Origin of the sequence: Pilosibacter rotomagensis (genome assembly GCF_045062245.2) — a bacterium.
Lineage (GTDB): Bacteria > Bacillota > Clostridia > Lachnospirales > Lachnospiraceae > Pilosibacter.
In genome coordinates this window covers 507,825-528,869 of record NZ_CM170323.1, presented here as the reverse complement: position 1 = coordinate 528,869, position 21,045 = coordinate 507,825, and the positions used below count along the sequence as shown (strand labels likewise).

Annotated in this window: 14 protein-coding genes, 1 pseudogene and 1 riboswitch; of the genes and pseudogenes, 2 read left to right on the top strand and 13 right to left on the bottom strand. The window is 50.7% G+C overall.

Annotated features, from left to right (window positions below; all coding sequences use genetic code 11):
- Positions 1 to 108 precede the first annotated feature (108 nt).
- The 6 genes from ACI3EW_RS02335 to ACI3EW_RS02310 form a co-directional block, all read right to left on the bottom strand.
- Positions 109 to 1,125 carry an ABC transporter permease gene (locus tag ACI3EW_RS02335; protein WP_142411936.1) on the bottom strand — a complete coding sequence of 339 codons (1,017 nt, stop codon included), beginning with the start codon at positions 1,123 to 1,125 and terminating at the stop codon, positions 109 to 111.
- Positions 1,126 to 1,139: 14 nt separating this feature from the next.
- A complete protein-coding gene (locus ACI3EW_RS02330; protein WP_329752164.1) occupies positions 1,140 to 2,648 on the bottom strand; it encodes a sugar ABC transporter ATP-binding protein in 1,509 nt (502 codons plus the stop codon).
- 84 nt (positions 2,649 to 2,732) lie between these two features.
- Positions 2,733 to 3,596, bottom strand: a complete 864-nt coding sequence (locus ACI3EW_RS02325) for an ROK family protein (protein ID WP_405579141.1) — start codon at positions 3,594 to 3,596, stop codon at positions 2,733 to 2,735.
- A 118-nt stretch (positions 3,597 to 3,714) separates the two neighbouring features.
- The gene (locus ACI3EW_RS02320) at positions 3,715 to 5,163 is read right to left on the bottom strand and encodes an ATP-binding cassette domain-containing protein (protein ID WP_405579138.1); all 1,449 of its coding nucleotides are present in this window, start codon (positions 5,161 to 5,163) and stop codon (positions 3,715 to 3,717) included.
- The gene (locus tag ACI3EW_RS02315) at positions 5,160 to 6,239 is read right to left on the bottom strand and encodes a sensor histidine kinase (RefSeq protein WP_405579135.1); all 1,080 of its coding nucleotides are present in this window, start codon (positions 6,237 to 6,239) and stop codon (positions 5,160 to 5,162) included. Before ACI3EW_RS02315 ends, ACI3EW_RS02320 begins: the two co-directional genes overlap by 4 nt.
- Entirely contained in the window at positions 6,236 to 7,843 is a 1,608-nt protein-coding gene (locus ACI3EW_RS02310; RefSeq protein WP_405579132.1) for a response regulator transcription factor, read from the bottom strand. The genes ACI3EW_RS02315 and ACI3EW_RS02310 overlap by 4 nt, the downstream gene beginning before the upstream one ends.
- 204 nt (positions 7,844 to 8,047) lie before the next feature.
- Positions 8,048 to 8,126, top strand: a riboswitch (ZMP/ZTP riboswitch).
- Positions 8,127 to 8,634: 508 nt separating this feature from the next.
- Between ACI3EW_RS02310 and pflB the strand changes: the two genes are divergently transcribed.
- Complete coding sequence (gene pflB / locus ACI3EW_RS02305; protein ID WP_405579129.1) at positions 8,635 to 10,938, top strand: formate C-acetyltransferase; 2,304 nt, start codon at positions 8,635 to 8,637, stop codon at positions 10,936 to 10,938.
- Positions 10,939 to 11,111: 173 nt separating this feature from the next.
- The gene (locus ACI3EW_RS02300; protein ID WP_329752158.1) at positions 11,112 to 11,945 is read left to right on the top strand and encodes a radical SAM protein; all 834 of its coding nucleotides are present in this window, start codon (positions 11,112 to 11,114) and stop codon (positions 11,943 to 11,945) included.
- A 178-nt stretch (positions 11,946 to 12,123) separates the two neighbouring features.
- On the opposite strand, the gene ACI3EW_RS02295 is transcribed toward ACI3EW_RS02300, so the two are convergent.
- The 7 genes and pseudogenes from ACI3EW_RS02295 to ACI3EW_RS02265 form a co-directional block, all read right to left on the bottom strand.
- Positions 12,124 to 12,540 carry a hypothetical protein gene (locus ACI3EW_RS02295; RefSeq protein ID WP_118530214.1) on the bottom strand — a complete coding sequence of 139 codons (417 nt, stop codon included), beginning with the start codon at positions 12,538 to 12,540 and terminating at the stop codon, positions 12,124 to 12,126.
- Positions 12,537 to 13,415: a DUF3990 domain-containing protein gene (locus tag ACI3EW_RS02290; RefSeq protein WP_405579125.1), complete on the bottom strand. Its 879-nt coding sequence runs from the start codon at positions 13,413 to 13,415 to the stop codon at positions 12,537 to 12,539. The genes ACI3EW_RS02295 and ACI3EW_RS02290 overlap by 4 nt, the downstream gene beginning before the upstream one ends.
- Before the next feature lie 281 nt (positions 13,416 to 13,696).
- On the bottom strand, positions 13,697 to 17,452 hold the full coding sequence (gene mfd, locus ACI3EW_RS02285) for a transcription-repair coupling factor (RefSeq protein WP_405579122.1): 3,756 nt from the start codon (positions 17,450 to 17,452) through the stop codon (positions 13,697 to 13,699).
- Positions 17,453 to 17,567: 115 nt separating this feature from the next.
- Entirely contained in the window at positions 17,568 to 18,143 is a 576-nt protein-coding gene (gene pth, locus ACI3EW_RS02280; RefSeq protein WP_117470477.1) for an aminoacyl-tRNA hydrolase, read from the bottom strand.
- A 588-nt stretch (positions 18,144 to 18,731) separates the two neighbouring features.
- Positions 18,732 to 19,346: a phosphatidylglycerol lysyltransferase domain-containing protein gene (locus tag ACI3EW_RS02275; protein WP_252197340.1), complete on the bottom strand. Its 615-nt coding sequence runs from the start codon at positions 19,344 to 19,346 to the stop codon at positions 18,732 to 18,734.
- Positions 19,335 to 19,547 (bottom strand): annotated as a pseudogene (locus ACI3EW_RS02270) (FAD-dependent oxidoreductase); the annotation flags it as partial. The gene ACI3EW_RS02275 and the pseudogene ACI3EW_RS02270, both read right to left, overlap by 12 nt.
- 143 nt (positions 19,548 to 19,690) lie before the next feature.
- On the bottom strand, positions 19,691 to 20,968 hold the full coding sequence (locus ACI3EW_RS02265; RefSeq protein WP_117471328.1) for an L-cysteine desulfidase family protein: 1,278 nt from the start codon (positions 20,966 to 20,968) through the stop codon (positions 19,691 to 19,693).
- Positions 20,969 to 21,045: the final 77 nt, after the last annotated feature.

Sequence of the window (21,045 nt, the reverse complement as noted above, 5' to 3'; positions counted from 1 at the left end):
ATCCATGTAACGATATTTCCGGACCAGCATCCTGCTTATTCTCATGCAGGACCGCGGACCGACTGTTGCTGCAAAATGCCGCAGACACAAAACAGTTTTTTTTCTGTCTTATTTGGATGCTTTCTTTCCGAAGTTTCCGGAACGAACGACAACATCAAGAAGTACAGAGAATACAACGATGATACCGATGACAAGTCTCTGGATGCCGACCTGTGCACCGATCATGTTCAGACCATTCTCCAGTGTCTGCCATACAGCCGCACCGGCAAAGGTTCCGAGCAGAAGTCCTGTCCCGCCGAGCGGGGAGATGCCGCCGATAACGCCGGCTGCAACGCCGTACATCTCGTACATGTTTCCTGCTTCCATGTTGCCCATACCGGCCTGTGCGCAGAGGATGTAACCAACGACACATGCGCAGACAGCGCTGACCAGGTACGCTTTAATTGTTGTATTTACAACATTGACACCGGATAATTTCGCAGCGTCCACGTTGGAACCGATCGCGTAGATATGTCTTCCTGTGCGGGTCTTGGAAAGCAGGAAGAAGAAGATCAGAAAGATCACAAGCGCGATCCAGAAGGTGTTGTAAACACCGAGTGTCTTTCCATAGTAGAAGAAGTTCTGGAACTTATCGCCAGCCTCTTTTCCGATACCGGTCGCGATCGCGTCCGTGTTTCGGTTGTTGTTGACCATGTAGGCAACGCCTCGTGTCACGAACATGGTTCCGAGTGTCGCGATGAACGGCGGAAGCTTGAACTTTCCGACTAACATTCCGTTGATCACTCCGGTAACCAGGCAGCACGCCATCGCAACCGCCATCGCAACGAACGGATTGACGCCCATCGCCATCAGGGTTGCCGAGATCATGGCGCTCATTCCGACCATGGAACCGATCGAGAGATCGATGTTTCCGGTGATCAGAAGATAGCTCTGTCCGACGCCGATCAGAAGGTACTTTGACATGGAACGCAGAAGGTTCATGACGTTCTGTCCGGCAAATACTTTACGGTCGATGAGACCGAATGCTACATAGATGATGATCAGTCCCGCGAATGCCGTGATGACCGCGCCCATTCCGCGTGTCCCCAGGATCCGCTTTACTGTACTGTGCTTCTTTTCATTCATTCCCCTGTCCTCCCTCAGCTAACCTGTTGTTTCTTCTCAAATTCGGTAGCGAACTTCAGAACCTCATTCTGGCTTGTCTCCTTCGCCATGACTTCGCCGGTGATCTTTCCGTCGCACATGACGATGACGCGGTCCGCGATCCCCAGGACTTCCGGCATCTCTGAGGAGACGAACATAACGGCAATGCCCTGCTTCTTTAACTGGTTCATCAGGTTGTAGATCTCGACCTTCGCTCCTACATCGATGCCTCGTGTCGGCTCATCGAAGATCACGACTCTGGAATTTCTCGCCAGCCACTTTCCAACAACCACTTTCTGCTGGTTTCCTCCGGAAAGATTGCCCGCGTTGACCTCCACCGTCGGGGTCTTGATCAGGAGGTCCTTCACCGCCTTCTCGCAGAGGTCGTCCTCCTTTTTACTGCTGATCACGCCGAGCTTGCTGCAGATGAGGTCCAGGTTCGGGAGTGCCAGGTTATGACGGATGCTGAGTTTCGTGCAGAGACCGTCTTTTTTCCGGTCCTCCGGCGCCAGTACGATCCCCGCTTTGATCGCGTCCATCGGACAGGTGATTTTCACTTCTTTTCCGTCCAGCCAGATCTCCCCGCTGGTCTTCGGGTCAACTCCGAAGATCGCTCTCGTTGTCTCGGTACGTCCCGCTCCCATCAGTCCCGCGAATCCGACGATCTCGCCCTCATAGAGGGAGAAATTGATGTCGCGGACGAGATGTCCGGCATTTAAGTTTTTCACCTCGAAGATCTTCTTTCCTTTCGGGCAGGAGACTCTCGGGAACTGTTCTTTGATCTCACGGCCGACCATATTCGCGATGATCTGATCCATCGTCATATCCGCGAAATTTCCATCTGTGATATACTGACCGTCACGCATGATCGTTACCCGGTCCACGATAGCCTTCAGCTCCTCCAGGCGGTGGGAGATATAGACGATTCCGCAGCCGTCTGCCTTTAACTGGCGGATGATCCGGAAGAGCTCCTCGATCTCTTTCGCTGTCAGGGAAGAAGTCGGCTCATCCATGATCAGGATCTTCGCGTGGATCGAAAGTGCCTTCGCGATCTCGACCATCTGCTGTTTGGATACCGGAAGATCGCCGACGGTCTGTCTCGGGTCGATGTCGATCTTCAGATCTCCGAGGATCTTTGCCGCCTCTGCCTCCATCTCCCGGTCATTTAAGACGATCCCGTTGACCTTCTCTCTTCCGAGGAACATGTTTTCCGCAACCGATAAGTGGCGGCACATGTTTAACTCCTGGTGGATGATCGCAACGCCGACGTCCTGTGCCTGCTTCGGTGTCAGATTGTCATATTCCGTTCCGAATATGGTCATCGTTCCGCTGTCTTTTGTATAAACACCGCTTAAGATCTTCATCAGTGTAGATTTTCCTGCTCCGTTCTCCCCGAGAAGCGCCATGACCTCTCCCGACCGGAGTTCGAAATTTACATGATCCAGGGCTTTGACACCCGGGAATGTCTTGACGATGTCTTTCATTGAAACAATTACTTCGCCCATCTTCTCCCCCGCTTTCCAGTTCTATTTTGATCCGGTCTCCCGGTTCATTTTTTATGTGTGCGAAAATGTGTCCTGCACATCCTTTTACGGATGCATAGCGACACAGAGTGCCGCGATATCTCCGATCGATTCCCCGAGTCCCGCCGGAACGATCCGGCAGATCTCTGCGCCAGATTTCAGTGCCTCTTTCCGGATCTTTTCTTCCATGGAAGCTCTCAGATACTTCTCCGCCCGGACGAAAATACTTCCGATGACGATCACCTCCGGATTTAAAAGGTCGATCAGGATCGCCAGCATGCTTCCAAGATGTTCTCCTGTCTGCGCCCAGATCTTTTGCGCCTCCGGATCTCCTTCTTCCGCCCTTTTTCCTAGCTCCGCCGCGGTTCCTTTTCCGTACTGGGCGATCCCGCCGCCGCTCACATATCCTTCGTACGAGCCGGACTTTCCGTAGCCAACGTGTCCATCCTCAAAAAGCCGTACATGACCGATCTCCCCGGCCATCCCGCATGTTCCTTCGTAAAGCTTTCCGTTTAAGATCAGCCCCGCGCCGATCCCGGTTCCGAAGGTAAGAAAGATCATGTTCTCCGCGCCTTTTCCGGCTCCGAACTGCCATTCCGCCACGGCACAGGCATCCGCATCATTTCTTAAATATGCCGGAAGTCCGAACCGCTCCGTCAGCATATCCGTGATCGGAACTTCGTCCCATCCCGGAAGATTCGGAGGTCCCAGGATCACGCCCGTCCTGCTGTTTAACGGCCCGCCGCAGCTGACGCCGATTGCTTTCGTCTGATCTGTTTTCAGATCCGCAACGCTCTGAAAGATCATTTCCAGAGTTTCTTCCTTCGTTGTCGTTGCGAATCGCTTCTTTTCAAGGATTGTTCCGTTCTCGTCTCCACGAACGATGGCTGTTTTCGTCCCGCCGATATCGATTCCTATGTACTCGTTCATATAGACCTCCCCTGTTAGTTCCATCTTACATGAAAAATGTCCCCCATAACAGAGGACAATCCTACGGTTATGGGGGACAATATTTTGATGTATACAACAGGACGGGGCAGCTCCAATCCTACCTCACAATTCTCTTAAACTCACTCTTCTCATACACTGCCGCCACCTTCCCCTGCTCCACGACGAGCAGGCGGTCCGAGATATCCAGCGTATCGGAGATACTCGCGGTGATCATGAGTATCGCCGTCCCCTGTTTCTGGATCTGGCGCAGCACATTTAAGATCCTCATCCGGCAGAACATGTCGCCCTTTGCGAGCGGCTGGATGCAGACCATGATCCGCGGGCGCAGAAGATTCATCTTATGATAGAGCAGGGCAAACTGGTCTTCCTGCGGAATGTCGCGCACACAGGGCGCATCGATCACCGGTCCCACGAGCGACAGATATTCTGAATGGATACTCCTGTAGATTTTCCGCGGGATCAGGCTTTTTCTGAGTTTCCGGTCCAGGAGAAATGTCAGGTTCTCCATGTAGCTCTCATCCAGAAACAGCAGCCGGTTCACCCCGTCCGCCGGGATCACGGCGATCCCCTCATCGAGATAATCCGCCGCTTTTTTCTGTGTGTAGGTCACATGGTCCACCGTGATCCATCCTGATCTGCACCGCTTTTTTCCGGTCATCAGATCCATCATGTCCCCTGCGATCTTATTTTCCTTGTCGAGGATCGTCATACACTCACCGCGGTGCAGGATGAAGCGAAGACCATTTAAATTTCCGACTCCCACGGTGTGAAAGTGCAGGATCCCGTCATCCTCGGCATCCTGATCATTCTCCGTGGACATGATCTTCCATTCTGAGATGTACGGTGCCATCTTTTCGTCCGTCATCTCATCCCGCTCAAAGACCTTGTAGATGTGACCGTCCGAAAAAAGTGCGGTCCGGTCCGCGATCTTAAAGAGCTCCTGGTGGTGGTTTCCCACATAGAGCACGGAGATCCCCTCTTTCCGGATCTTCTTTAACATCTGCTGGAACTCGAAGAGCTCATACTGGCTCAGATAGTTCGCCGGGTTATCCACGATAATGAGATGACAGCCCGAAAGCAGCGCCTTTCCGAGTTCCACAAAGCATCTCTCAAGCTCTGTCAGGTTCTCCACTCTCTTTTCCAGGTCCACTTTCAGCCCTTTTTCCTCAAAAAAGCGGACCGCCTGGCTGAAGATCACCTGCTCATTGATAAAATATTTCCGGAAACCTTCCCGCAGGATAAAAAGGTTGTCCACAACGCTTAAGCCCTGCACGAGATGGCTCTTCTGTTCGATGAGCGCCACCTTATTGGACGCCCCACTGCTGTAGGCGTAGCTATTTACAACGTTTCCGTCATACCACACGGATCCCAGGCTGATCGGATCGTTCCGGCAGATCAGATCCACCATCTCTTTCTGGCCTTTCCGGTTCCGCGCCACCAGGCCAACGATCTCCCCGGCAAACATCTGGAATTCCAGATCATCCAGGAGCAGCTCTCCGTCCCGTTCAAGATCAACATGCGATATCCGAAGAAGTTCTTTTCTCATCGCCATCCTCCCTGACGATCCCCGTCGCGCACCAGCGGAAGCTCCACTATGACATCAGTTCCGATCCCCTCTTTGCTGTAGACATGGATTCCGTACTCCTCGCCGAAGAGGAGCTTGATCCGCCTGTTCACGTTCACCACCGCGATCCCGCCGCGGGCCGGCTTCTTCTCCTCCTCTTTTTCCGGGACATCTGTCTCCACATCAAGACGGCGCAGTTTTTCATTCAGTTCCTTCAGTTTTTCGTCCGTCATTCCGCGCCCATCATCGGAAATCCTGATGTAGAGCCGTTCCTCACTCGCACTGATCCGGATCACAAGATGACCTTTTCCGATCTTTCGCTCGATCCCGTGGTAGATGGAATTTTCCACGATCGGCTGCAGTGTCAGCTTCGGAAGTTTGCACTGCAGAAAATCCATCTCCGTGAAATCGTCGTCCGGATCCCGGTCATACTGGATCTTCAGGTCCAGTTTAGAACCGAATCGAAACTGTTGAATATAGTAATAATTCTCGATATTGGCAAGTTCGTCCTCCAGCGTCACGAGATTTTCCAGGTTTGAGATCGTGTAGCGGAAGAAGGTCGCCAGCGCCTCCGTCATCTCCGCGATGCTGTCCAGCCCCGCGATCAGCGCCTCACTCCGGATCCCCTCCAGCGTGTTGTAGAGGAAATGGGGATTGATCTGGTTCTGAAGCGCCAGATACTCCGCCTGTTTCTTCGAGATCGCGATCAGGTTGTTCCGGTCGATGATCTCGTTCAGGCGCAGGACTGCCTGCTCACTCTCCGGTGAAAACGGATAGCGGACCTTAAAAAGGTCCTCCATGACATAGCCCATGACAAACTGCTCATAGATCTTCCGAGTCTCCCGGTATGGGATCAGCACCGTCCGGTAAACGATCACCGCCAGAGCAGCGGAAAGCGCCGTAAATACAGCCGGGACCATCAGGGACTGCATTTCCCGGATGCACACCACCCACATTCTCACGAGGAATGTCCCGACCAGCCCGGCTGCGAGAAGTGCGCACCATTTAATCCGAACGGACAGGTAATTTTTCTCATCGGTATGTTTCTTCTCCATCATGAGTACAGCTTTCTGTATTCCTTGGGCTTTAAGCCCGCATATTTTGTAAAGGTCTTCGTGAAATACCGCACATCGCTGTAGCCGACCTTCCCGCATATATCGGCCACCGTGTCATTTGTCTCCTTTAAGAGCTTTTTTGCCATGTCCATGCGAACCTTCGAGAGGTATTCCAGAAACGTCATCCCCGTATCCTTCTTAAAGATCGTGCTGAGGTACGTCGGGGAGAGATCCACAACCCGACTGAGTTCTTCCAGCGTCAGCGGCTCTCCAAAATGTTCTTCCACATACTTTTTCACCACGCGGATCGGACGGTTTTCGTCCTGTCTCTTTAATCTCGCCGCCTTCTCGTAGGAGGTCGTGATCCGTCTCGTCAGATAATCGAAAAGCTCCGCCGCATCTGCACAGTTGTCGGCACTGACGCTGAAGTTCTCCATAAAGTTCTCTTCCACCGGAAGGCGGTACTTTTTCATAAAAAACAGGTACTGGTTGCAGATCTCCTTCGTCATCTGAAGGATCTCATGACCGCTGATCTCCTTCTCCGCCAGCATTTTCGTCTTCAGATAGAGCAGTTCTTCCCGCACTGCAAAAGAGTCCAGACTCTCGAGCGTGTGGGCGATCCGATCATTAAATTTCGCGAAGATCTCACTGTCCGCGAAGGACTCCCCGCTTTCGATCTTTCCTTCCATCAGCTTTCCCGTTCCTGCGAGCAGCCGCTCCTCGATGAGGAGTCTGGCATTTTTTAAGGAACTGCCGATCTCCGGGAGACTTCCCACGCCCTCGCCGAGCGCCAGCGTCACCGACAGGTTCTTTAAAATGTCCCCCTGGACCCGGATCTCCGAGAGCAGGGCTTTCATCTGTCTCCGGATCTGCATCCGGTCCTCTGCGTCATAGTTCAGCAGAAAGAAATGGAATCCGTTGAGCTCCGTATTCTCTGTCTCCATGACATAGTCTTTTAAAAATCTTTCCGCCGCAGACTGGACTTTCTCCGCCATAAACTGGACATTCTGCTCCTCATCGCAGACACGCCCATCCAGTTTTAAGATGGCGATGCAGAATTCCCCCGGCTCAAAACGATAGTGAAATTCCCGGTTGATCTCCAAAAGCGGCTGCGACAGGGTCTCCTTATTTCTTCTCCCCACAAGATCCTGTAAAAAGGCCTGTCTCAGGTTCTTCTCGTCGCTCCTGATCGCCAGTCTGGTCTTCTCCTCCTGGCTCAGCTGTTCCGTCTGCGCCCGGAAACGGGTGCTGAGGCGTTTTAATGTCTCCGTCAGCTCGTCCTTTTTTATCGGCTTTAAGAGATACGCATTCACCCCGTACCGGATCGCCATCTGCGCATACTCAAAATGGCGGTAGCCGCTGATGATCACAAACTCCGCATTCGGAGCTTCCTCTTTTCCGAGCCGGATCAGGTCCAGCCCATCATATCCCGGCATCCGGATGTCCGTGATCACGATATCCGGATGAACTTCCTTTATCTTTTCCAGCGCATCGATCCCGTTCTCCGCGACCGCTCCGACCTCCATATCAAGAGCATCCCAGTCCACCAGCTTTTCGATCAGCTGGCAGACCTTGCTCTCATCATCCGCGATCAGTACCTTTAACATCCTCGTTCCCCCCTGTTTCCCCCAAAGTCATATTAAGGTTATTGTACCCCGCCGGGCATGATTCCGTCAACCGGTATGAAGCGACGCTCTTCACGCTTTTCGGCTGAAGTCTGCCAAAAAAGTACTGCATTCTCTTTCCCCACATCTGGTCTGACCATTATTTCCCACTTGACACATACCACAACATCTGGTATATATATGTCATACCGATCATATGACTGACGGATAAGTGGTGAACCACGTGAAGTATGATCGAAGAAAGCCGACCGTCTGGGCGATCATAGCGCAGACTGTGGGTTATTTTTTTACCCTTTTTCAGTCTATCGACGTCTCTCGCACCGCGCTGTGATTCTGTAACAGCGAAATTTTCCAAAGTGATCTCGCCGCCTCATAAAACACAGACTTGAAGGTAAAAATCCCATCGACGAAGCCGATCTGGAATGGATTTTTGCTCGTAACCTGCCATGTATCCGAAGGGAAGCTCCGGGGGAGGTTCCTGTAAATGTGAAGGTACTGAACAGTCACGTGTATTTTAAAAAATACAAGGTAATGAGAAAATTTCTTATGAAAATGATTTTGATAATCATTCTCATATAATCTATTGTTTTTCTTTTTTCCCTCTGTTATAATGGCAAAGCATTTCTTCACAACGGAAGATTTCAAGATTTATCCGATTCGACAAAATGTACTGGTGAACGATCGCCTGCTTTTTCGGACCGGGAAACCGGAATTTCTGACAACCACAGGATTTCCGCAGCACATGAGATTGAAACATATAAGGAGGAACCATCATGTCTGAACAGAATACCCCGAACGGTACTGCTGACCTTTTCAAAAAAGCCTGGAGAGGATTCCAGGGTGCAAAATGGACCGATGAGGTCAATGTCCGCGAATTCATCCAGAATAACTATACCCAGTATGACGGAAACGAGGATTTCCTCTCCGCTCCGACCGAGGCGACCGATAAGCTCTGGGGTCGTCTTCAGGAACTCCAGAAAGAGGAGCGCAAAAAAGGCGGCGTTTTAGAGTGCGAGACTGAGGTCGTATCCAGCCTGACTTCCTACGGTCCTGGCTACATCGACGAGAGCTTAAAAGAGCTCGAGACCATCGTCGGCCTCCAGACGGACAAGCCGTTAAAGCGTGCATTCATGCCTTACGGCGGGATCAAGATGGCGGAGGAAGCCGCTGAGACTTACGGATATAAAGTAAACGAGAAATTCCACAAAATCTTCACCGAATACCATAAGACACACAACCAGGCTGTCTTTGACGCCTACACTCCGGAGATGAAAGCTGCCCGCCACTGCCATATCGTGACCGGTCTTCCGGACACTTACGGCCGTGGAAGAATTGTCGGCGACTACCGCCGTGTGGCTCTCTACGGAATCGATTTCCTGATCGAGGAGAAGAAAAAAGACCTGGAGCTCTGCGGAAACGGTGCGATGTACGATGAGATCATCCGCCAGAGAGAAGAGATCGCAGAGCAGATCCGCGCGTTAAAGGGCATGAAGGAGATGGCAAAGATCTACGGCTACGATATCTCCGGCCCGGCGACAAACGCAAAAGAGGCAATCCAGTGGCTGTACTTCGGCTACCTCGCAGCAGTCAAGACCCAGAACGGCGCTGCGATGAGCGTTGGACGTATCTCCACCTTTATTGATATTTATGTAAACCGTGATCTGGAAGAGGGAACTCTCACCGAGTCCCAGGCTCAGGAACTGATCGACCATATGACCATGAAATTCCGTATGGTGAAGTTCGCGAGAATCCCGTCCTACAACCAGCTCTTCTCCGGTGACCCGGTTTGGGCGACTCTTGAGGTTGCAGGTCTCGGACAGGATGGACGCCACATGGTCACAAAGACAGACTTCCGTTTCCTCCACACATTAGAGAACATGGGACCGTCCCCGGAGCCGAACCTGACCGTGCTCTACTCTTCCCGTCTTCCGGAGAACTTTAAGAAGTACGCGGCGAAGATCTCCGTGGATACTTCCTCCATCCAGTACGAGAACGATGACGTGATGCGTCCGGTATGGGGCGACGACTACAGCATCTGCTGCTGCGTATCCGCTACCCAGACCGGTAAAGAGATGCAGTTCTTCGGCGCCCGTGCAAACCTTGCAAAGTGCCTGCTCTACGCAATCAACGGCGGTAAGGACGAGAAGTACATGACAAAGGATGGAAAACCGATGCAGGTTGGTCCGGAGTATGCGCCGATCACCTCCGAGTATCTCGACTACAACGAGGTCATGCACAAATATGATCTCATGATGGACTGGCTCGCAGGAATCTATGTGAATATCCTGAACCTGATCCAGTACATGCACGATAAATATTACTACGAGGCAGCCGAGATGGCTCTCATCGACACCGACGTGCGCCGCACCTTCGCGACCGGTATCGCAGGTTTCTCCCACGTGGTGGATTCCCTCTCCGCGATCAAGTACGCAAAGGTCAAGGTTGTCCGCGACGAGAACGGCATGGCATCCAGTTTCATCACAGAGGGCGACTTCCCGCGCTACGGAAATGATGATGACCGCGCCGACGATATCGCAGTTTGGCTGTTAAAGACTTTCTTAAAGAAAGTGAAAAAGTACCATACCTACCGGAATTCCGAGGCGACAACTTCCATCCTTACGATCACTTCCAACGTGGTTTACGGTAAGGCGACAGGCGCTCTCCCGGACGGACGTGCAGCGTTCACTCCGTTTGCCCCGGGCGCTACCCCGTCCTACGGTGCGGAGCAGAATGGTCTTCTCGCTTCCTTAAACTCCGTCGCAAAGCTTCCGTATGAGTACGCACTCGACGGAATCTCCAACACCGAGACGATCGCTCCTGGTGCACTCGGCCATTCCGAGGACGAGAGAAAGAACAACCTGGTTCATGTTCTCGACGGATACTTTGACCAGGGCGCTCATCATCTCAACGTGAACGTGTTTGGTCTCGACAAGCTGAAAGACGCGATGGAACATCCGGAGAAACCGGAGTATGCGAACTTCACGATCCGTGTTTCCGGGTATGCGGTTAAATTTATTGATCTGACAAGAGAGCAGCAGCTGGATGTCATCGCAAGAACCTGCCACGAGGCAATGTAAATTTATCCATTTAAAAATCAGCCGGGAATGTTGTTTGTTCCCGGCTGAGTCTAAATTATGAAGGTTTTTTCTGGCTTGGCATTAGGGTTTTAATGTTTGCACTTTTGCACCGCACTGCTCATTTTATCTTTATTTTTATCCCCGGCAGATTCCGGGAGAAGGGAAACTTTTATATGGAAACAACAGGCTACATTCACTCCATCGACAGTTTTGGTTCCGTAGACGGACCCGGCGTCCGCTTTGTGACTTTTCTTCAGGGCTGCCATATGCGGTGCCGGTATTGTCATAATCCGGATACATGGAAGCTGGCAGGGAATCCTGCTGCGGCCTGTCCGCAGACCTCAGAAGCTGCCCATGGGAACAATTCCGCTGCGTCAGAAACCCGCCCTGACTCCGTCTCTTCCGGCTGCAATTACAAAGAGAGCACCCCGTCCGCCCTTTTAAAGCAGGCGCTCCGCTACAAGCGCTACTGGGGCAAAGAGGGCGGCATCACGGTCAGCGGCGGTGAACCGCTATTGCAGCTGGATTTCATGACGGAGCTTTTCCGCCTGGCAAAAGAAAACGGCGTCGGCACGGTGCTTGACACCGCGGGACAGCCGTTTACAAGAACAGAACCATTTTTCTCAAAACTTTCGTCTCTCATGGAGAACACGGACCTTGTGATGCTCGATTTAAAACACATCGATCCGGAAAAACACCGCGCGCTCACCGGCCACACAAACGAGAATATCCTGGACTTCGCCAGATACTTAAACGAGATTGGCAAACCCACGTGGGTCCGCCACGTCCTCGTCCCGGGCGTGACCGACGATGAAGAAAACCTTCGCGGTATCCGCGCGTTTTTAGACACACTGTCCAACGTGAAAAAGGTGGAAGTTCTCCCGTACCATACGCTCGGGATCTACAAATGGGAGTCACTCGGCATCCCGTACACCTTGAAAGATGTGGATCCACCGACGGCAGAGTCTGTGAAGCGGGCGGAAGAAATCCTGGGGTGTCAGAAATAAGTTTTTCCAACCAAATGCCGTTGATTCCCGTCAGCGTCAAGCTCTCATGCAAACACAGGCTTTGACTATTGCTCACATAACAAGTGAAAACACGCTTTGCGAGTTTCCCCTTGTTATCGCGACAGTCGCCAAGGTCCCGCGCAAGCGCGGACTTTGGCTCGCTGTTCACGTATTTCTTTTATCTTTTCTGATTATAAATTTCCTTCAGATTCTCAATCGCAAGAACCGGATCCATCGTATGAAACATCATGTAATTTCGTTTCATAACTTCGACCGGCGCTTGTTTATATATCTTTCTACTGTCCTCACCGCTGTAATAATGCCAATAACGGTAAATATAACCGATCCAATACAGAACATCTTTTGAATATACTTCTCCGCCAACTAAACTCTCTGTCTTGGAATTTCCGATGACCTCATCTAAAAGATACTCTTCTCCTGCCCATTGCATACGATTATACTCAGAATCCAATGCTTTTGCCGTCTCAGAATTCATGAACAATTTAATAAATTCCATACTACTGTAATTATGATCAGCTGACAGTTCAAAAAGTCTTCCCTGTATGTCACAGAGTTTTAAAGCTATCTCATTCATTGTTTTCCTCCGGCTTTGGCGTTATCCAGGATTTCATCAAAAAATAGTCCCTCACGGCGATAATTCTTACAGATACCGTTTGCAAGAGAAACTCCCCGTGCACGATTTTCCTCTGCAACCTCCTTAATAAATGCTCTCTCCAAATAGGAAAGCTCTATTTCCGCTTCAATATGGATTGCATCACATCCTCTTTGTGACACCGCAACGTACTGACTTCCCAATTGCAATGCAGAAAGACTGTGCACCAATGCTGCATCTGTGATATTTCCAATAAAGAAATTATCAATCACATAAAACATCCTGTCATTTGCAATGCTTCCAATAAGCAGATCTTTTCCGGCTGCCATATTTCGATACTTGTTATAAAATTCAGTATCCTTTATGCTCTCCATTCTTCCCCTGTTATATGCTACAAGCATTGCCCACTCAATATCTGCTGGTACATTCAGCAATTTAAGCTCATTCACATCGACAGAAACGATATAAAATTTTGATTTTTCATAGTCACAAATCAGTGTCAACGCCTGACCTGGATCTGTTCCCATATAAAAGCCTCTGCCAAAATCACACTGTTTCCGGCTCTTCGGCTCAATAACTCCTTCTATGCCGGATTTCGATCCATGATAAAGCAGCACCTTTCCGTGAACAGCTTCTATTTTTTTTGCCGCTTCCGCAATTTTCTCCAACGTCATATCATAAACCGGAACTGCCCGTGCCTTACACAGCTCATGCAATCTCATCTGTGCCAGTTTATTAGGAACAGCCCGGCCGTTTTCCCAACGGTTCACGGTTGCAAAAGACACATTCATATACTCTGCGAACTCGGTCTGACTCATGTTCAAATAAAACCTGATTTTTTTAATCAAATTTTTCATGTCGCTTCTCCAAAATATAACATTATTTATAATGTAAAATATATCAGATGTTATGTTTCGTGTCAATGTATCTACCAGAATCCACTTCATACCATGCTGTCAATATGTTGTCGTTTATTCTTTGCATCTTTTTTACTTCTCTCGAAACACCTCTTTTCAATAACACTTATCATAATGTTCACTTACATTTATATTATACACCAACCAGTCCAGCAACATGAAGAGCATTTACCTATAAAAATAGCGCATTATATTTAATGCGCTATTTTTACCATATGCTTTTATTTTCTGCTCTCTGCCAGCTCCCCAAGCTTCCCAAGAATCTCCTTCGCCTTCTCGATCATCGGCTCGCAGTTCTTGTTCTTCTTTCCTTTTTCCTGGTAGAACAGGACCGGTTTCTCGCCGCCCTGGGCGAAGCGGAGCGCGGTCTTGTACTCTGCGATCAGCGCCGGGATCTTTGTGACATCGAGCTTTGCCTTCGGGTAAAGTTCAATGCGGATCTCCTGGGTGTTGATGTCCACCTCGGTCACGTAGGCGCGGTGGGCCAGGGCTTTTAATTCCGCTACACGCAGCAGGTTATCCACAGATTTCGGAATATCGCCAAAGCGGTCGATCAGCTCATCCTGCATATCCATGTACTCGTCGTCCGTCTCGATGGCAGAAATTCTCTTATACACATCCAGTTTCAGATACTCGTTCTTGATGTATCCGTCCGGAATAAACGCGTCGATATCGCAGTCCACGACCGTCTCAAACGTCTCCTCTTCCTCCTGTCCGCCCTTCAGAGCGATGACTGCCTCATTGAGCATCTTGCAGTAGAGGTCGTATCCGACCGCCTCCATGTGTCCGTGCTGCTCCGCACCGAGGATGTTTCCCGCACCGCGGATCTCAAGGTCCCGCATCGCGATCTTGATGCCGGAGCCGAGCTCTGTAAACTCGCGGATCGCCTGGAGACGCTTTTCCGCGTCCTCCTTCAGCATCTTATCGCGCTTGTACATGAGGAACGCATAGGATGTCCGGTTCGAACGCCCGATCCGCCCGCGGATCTGGTAAAGCTGGGAGAGGCCCAGCCGGTCCGCATCCTGAATGATCATCGTGTTGGCATTCGGGATATCGAGTCCCGTCTCGATGATCGTCGTGGAGACGAGCACATCGATATCACCGTTGATGAAATCCAGCATGATCTTCTCGAGCTGGTGCTCATTCATCTGACCATGAGCGAATGCCACATTTGCCTCCGGAACGAGCGACGCCACATGGTTTGCCACCTCGTCGATGTTGTTGACGCGATTGTATACATAGTACACCTGACCGCCGCGGCCGAGCTCCCTGTGGATCGCCTCGCGGATCATCTCGTCGTTGTACTCCATGACGTACGTCTGGATCGGCACACGGTCCACCGGCGGCTCCTCGAGAACACTCATATCGCGGATCCCGATGAGACTCATGTGCAGCGTTCTCGGGATCGGCGTCGCCGTCAGAGTCAGAACATCCACGTTCTGCTTCATCTGCTTGATCTTCTCCTTGTGTGTCACGCCGAACCGCTGCTCCTCATCGACGATCAGAAGTCCCAGACTCTTGAACTGCACATCCTTGGAAAGCACCCGGTGCGTGCCGACCACGATGTCCACATATCCTTTTTTCAGACCTTCGATCGTCTTTTTCATCTCTCCGGGCGTCCGGAACCGCGACATCATGTCCACGCGGACCGGGAAATCCTTCATTCTCTGGACGAACGTATTGTAGATCTGCTGCGCCAGGATCGTTGTCGGGACCAGGTACACGACCTGTTTTCCTTCCTGCACCGCCTTGAACGCCGCGCGGAGTGCGATCTCCGTCTTTCCGTATCCCACATCCCCGCAGATCAGGCGGTCCATGATCTTCTTGCTCTCCATGTCCCGCTTCGTATCGTCGATCGCAGTGAGCTGATCGTCCGTCTCATCATAGGGGAACATCTCCTCGAATTCCTTCTGCCACACCGTATCCGGCCCGTACTGGAATCCTTCCGCATCCTGTCTCGCCGCATAGAGCTGCACGAGCTCCTTCGCGATCTCGCGGACTGCCGTGCGGACCTTCGTCTTCGTCTTCGTCCACTCGGTCCCGCCGAGCTTGTTTAACTTCGGAACCTTCGCGTCAGCCCCCGCATACTTCTGGATCCCCTCCAGACGGGTCGCCGGGAGATAGAGGTTTCCGCCATCCCCGTACTCGACCTTGATGTAGTCTTTGATGACATGGTCCTGCTCGATCTTCTCGATTCCCTTATAGATGCCGAGACCATGACTCTCATGCACCACGTAGTCGCCGACAGAGAGTTCGGAGAAGCTGCTGATCTTCTTTCCTTCGTAATTATATTTTTTTCGCTTTTTCTTCCGCTTTTCCACGCCGAACATGTCGCCCTCAGTGATGACGACGAACTTGATCAGCGGGTACTCAAAGCCCTTATGGAGTTTTCCGTAGGTAACCATGATCTCCCCCGGAGCGACCGGCTGTCCCGGGTCTTCCGGACAGAATGCCCGCAGGTCATACTCCCTTAAATCTCCTGCGAGGCGGCTCGCTCTGGTCCTTGACGCGGAGAGGAGGACAACGCGATATCCGTCCTTCTTCCATCTCGTCAGGTCCTTGATCAGGATCTCGAAGCTGTTCTGGTAGGAATTTAAGTTCTTTCCGGTCAGGCTGTACTTCGCCTTCGGAGTCATGCCGGGGAGTCTCTGGTCGAGTCCTGTCATGAAGATCGTGTGCGGCGTGTGCGCGTCCGCCAGGATCGTTTTCGAGGAAAACAGGAGGTCCGCCTGCCCCGGCAGGATATAGCCCTGTTCCAGGCGATGGGACATGCTCTCCCGGAACTCGGTCTCCACGGTCTCCGCTTTTTCTTTCATGCGCTGGGGTTCATCTAAAATCAATGCGAGACCAGATGCTTGTTTCTTTTCGGCTGTTTTTCCGGCCGCCCTTGCCGTTTTCTTTCCTGATGTCTTCGTCCCAGCTGTCCCAGTATCACTCTGATCTACGTTCCCGCCTGATTCTACTGTCTTCTTTCCTGCCTCTTCAGCTTCAGTTTCAATAACTCCCACTTCCGCCTGTTTTCCTGTTTCTGTCGCAGAAGACACCAAAGTGACCTTAGCGCCGACTTCTTTCATATAGTCAAGAAATGAAACCGTATCTTTACAGAAATACCTGATATACGCATCCAGCGTCTGGACATCAAAGCCCTCTTTTAAGGATTCCACAAGCTCCCCGACAGCCCGCCTGATCCGCGTCGCCTCCTCCGGCTTTTTCTGGTCGCGGAAGGTCTTTTCCTGCTTCTTTCCCTCCGCTTCCAGGCGCAGGATCCCGTCCTCGATATGTTCCTTCGTGAGGATCAGTTCTGCTGCCGGATAGATCGTGACCTCGTCCATCTGCTGGATCGAGCGCTGGCTCTCGGCGTCAAAGGAGCGGATCGAGTCCACCTCGTCTCCCCAGAGTTCGATCCGGACCGGAACCTCCTCCGTGAGCGGAAAGACATCAAGAATTCCGCCGCGGACCGAAAACTGCCCCATTCCATCGACCTGTCCCATGCGCTCATAGCCCATGTTCGTGAGCTGTGTCTTGATCTCCTCGATATCGAGCGTCTGTCCCGCCATGATGTTCAGGCAGCTCTCCCTGATCATGGAAAGCGGCAGAAGATGATCCATGAGACCGTCCACGGTCGTCACGACAACGCCGCCTTCGTCCTCCAAAAGATGTTTAAACACCTGCATCCGCTGTCTTGTCAGGAGATTTCCGTGGATATCAGAGCTGTAAAACAGAAGGTCTCTCGCCGGGTACAGCCAGGTATTCGGCTCAAAATAGCTGAAATCATCATAGATTTCCTTCGCCCGGTTGTCATCGTACGTCACGACAAGGCGCCACGGATGTTCCTTCGAGAGTTCATGCATGACATGAACTTTCTGGGAATCCGTCACGCCGCTGACCTGGATCGGACCTTTTCCTTTATCCATATCCTGTTTCATATCGGTATACTCCGCCAGCTCCGCGAGCGGATTTGCAAAAACTTCAGCCATGGTTCCTCCTGTTTTTATTCGTTTCCTGTCCGATCATATTTCTGATTCTATTCCAGTTAGTGTGCATAGGCATTCTCCGCACGCACACTGCGGCAAAATTTTGCCAATACTTCTTTTATTTTTCTTCTTTCTTCCGGTTATGATCATTCATCGCCTGCGCGATTCCGACATTCACGATCTCGCAGACTGCGTCGGCCGCTTCCTTCACGGCGTCATCCATCGTCGCCTGCTCTTCCTTTGAGAAGTGTCCGAGCACATAATCTGCAAGATCCATTCTCGCCGGTTTCTCACCGACTCCGACCTTCACGCGCGGGAATTCCTGGGTTCCGAGATGTGCGATGATGCTCTTGATTCCGTTGTGACCGCCGGCACTTCCCTTTGCGCGGATCCTTAACTGACCCGGAGCCAGACTGATATCATCGTACACGATCAGGATATCTTCCGGATCCACCTTATAATAATCGGCCGCCGCGCGGATACTCTCCCCACTGGAGTTCATATACGTCTGCGGCTTCATGAGGATCACTTTCTCCCCGCCGATCACGCCTTTTCCGCAGAGCGCCTTGTGCTTCTTCTCAGAGATGTCCGCCCCGATCTTCTCCGCCAGAGCATCCATCACCATAAAACCTGCATTGTGTCTTGTATTTTCATATTCCTTTCCCGGGTTTCCGAGACCTGCAATTATTAACATTTTTATCTCCTTTTTTTCTCCGCTCTCCGCGGCAGTAAGTTTTTATCGCTGTTCGTAACTGTTCCATATCTTCGCAGTTACCATTCTTTCATTCGTTTCTTTCTGCAACGCACTTAAGGGGGATTTTTCAGTCCCCCGGTTTTTCCATTTTATCAGCTTTACCTTGTCTGCGCAAGGCTGAACTTGGCCACATTATAAAAAGATCCTGCTGCCACACATGAGCAGGATTTCGGCCCCTTTTATTTGCCGGGAAGTTTCACAAGAACTCGCCGGTAAGCAAAAACTGCCGCCACCAGACACGATCCCGGATGAGATCTCTCTGATCTCCCGGAACGTCTCTGCTGACGGCAGTTTTTATGTGATATACTCACCTTTTCATACTCCGGCAGGTACCCCCTAAGTACCGTCCGTACATTTCCCCGGATCATGCTTTCGCATTATCTCCAGCATCCATTCGGTTGTACGGAATTTCATACTCTATAGCTTACCACATTTCTTCATATAATGCAATCAATTCCATTAAATACAGGGTTTTATGTGTCATATGTATGCTTTTTCTGAATTTGTCTGTATATTTTTTAACAAACTTTAATTTCTCTCCCGCTCCAGGATCGTATATTTCTTCTCCATCCGTACCGGATGCATACTCTCTTTCGTCCGTCTCAGATTTTCCAGTCCCATATCATCTTCCCGGTTCACCAGTCCTGTCTCCGGATATGAATGGAGCAAAAACTCTTTTTCCAGATAATTGTACAGACCACGAAGCTCAGTATCTGCCTTTTCCACATGTGTCACCGTCATATCAGTCTCCTTACACTCCGTTCCCATGGAAAATGCCTCCAGAATCCCGTTCACACGAACACCGGCAATCGTGATCTCCGCTTCCCTGCAGAATCGGATTGCTTCCCGTATCCCGGTCTCCTCACTGTCCAACCGGTTCAGAGCATCATCACTTTCCTTTTTCGATGACCAGCGATCCAGAAACTGTAAAATCTCCGGTTCATCCTCCGGTCCAAGAAGAACAAACTCTGCCCGGTCTCCATAGTCTCTCCGGAATCTGGAGATCCTGTTTTTCATTTTTGAATATTTCCTTCCGGGAAGAAGACGCATCTCCTCCCCGGAATAAATATAATCAAAGCTGTCCCTGTCCTCCACGACCTCATACTGAGCCGGATCCGGATCGATCGCCGCCAGCGCTGTCATATCGTTTCTTCGTCTTCTATATAAAATGCTGACTTTCTTCGCACCCAGTCTCTTCGCCGTTCGGACCGCATCCATGGACACGTTTCCGCCTCCGATGACAACGACTTCTTTTCCGGTCAGATCGATGATCTCGTCTTTTCCAACACGTCTTAAGAACTGTACTGCGGAGAGCACGCCGTCCGCGTCCTCGCCCGGAAGTCCGAACTACCCGTCCCAAAGAACGGTATCGCATATACTATTACTATCTGCACTGATTCCATTCTCCTCAGCATAGCTGAGGGATCAGACTTTTCATAAAAAAGAGGACCTACCAGAAGTCAATGTCCGCTGGCAGATCCTCTTTTTTAATTTCCAAGCATAATATTCAAAATTTCCAAATCCGTGGAGTGCATACCATCTCGTCCCATGCGTCCGATACTTCGGATTGTTTCTTCAACATCATCCTCCACCAGACCTTCACCTGGCTGGAATGCCCTGTCATGTAATCCCATTTTCATTCCAAGAAGCGCAGTTTGAAGGGCTGTCGAAATTTTAGCTGCGCAGGATGATTTCGCGCCATCACACACCATACCTCCAACAGTTGCGATGGTGTTGGTAATTGTCTCACAGACCACTTCATATGGATATCCAAGCATGTAGCAGATACCACAGGCTGCTCCGCATGCGGCACTCACAACGCCACAGTATGCAGACAGACTTCCGATATATTTTTTCTGATGAACTGCGATCAGATTCGAAACTACAAGTCCACGCAAAAGTTTTTCTTTTTCGATGTTTTTCTCCTTCGCGTAAACAATGACCGGCACGCTGACCGTGATCCCCTGATTACCACTTCCGGAATTGATGACCACCGGCATCGGACAGCCGTTCATTCTGGCATCCGAACCTGCGGCCGCAAATGCACGTGCCTTCAGACCCACCGTCGGCTTTTCGTTTCCGTCGATCAGGATTCTTCCAACCTCTGCTCCATACGGATGTTCCAGGCCTTCCCGGCAGATCGCCATATTGCACTCGATTTGGCGATTCAGGATCTCTTCAACATCCTCAATTTTTACTTTATCCGCAAACTCCAGAATATTTTTCACTGTGAGAAGCTGTTTGTCACCTGCCTTATGACCATTTTCCTCATCTGCCTCAGTCTTTTTCAGAACACTCATCCCATCTTTTTCCATCCGGGTGATATTTTTATGGGTCTTCTGAATCTCGACCAGCGCCGTATGCTCTCCGGCGCGCAGTTCCACTACAATGTAAAGAGTCGCCACGCCTTCGATCAGTTTACAGGTACAAAATTTCTGATTTAAAAGCTCTTTTGTCTTCTCCTGATCCTCTTTTGTCACACTCTCAAGCACTGCCAGATCCATATCTGGATCTCCGCCCACGATTCCCAGTACTGCTGCCACATCGATTCCTTTTAATCCGCCGGAGTTCGGTACCGTCACTCCCATGACATTTTTAACGATATTTCCGCTGCAGGACACTACACATTTCTCCGGCATCTGACCTAACAGTTTCCGCGCTTTTGCTGCCGCGTAGGCGATTGCGATCGGTTCCGTGCAGCCGAGCGCCATAATCAGTTCGTCTTTTAATATTTCAAGATGGTTTGTGTATAATTTCTGGTCCATTTTTTATTTTTCCTCATGATATTTTTAACAGTTTCTTAGCGCTTTTTCTCCTTCTGTTCTTTCTTTTTCGATTATTT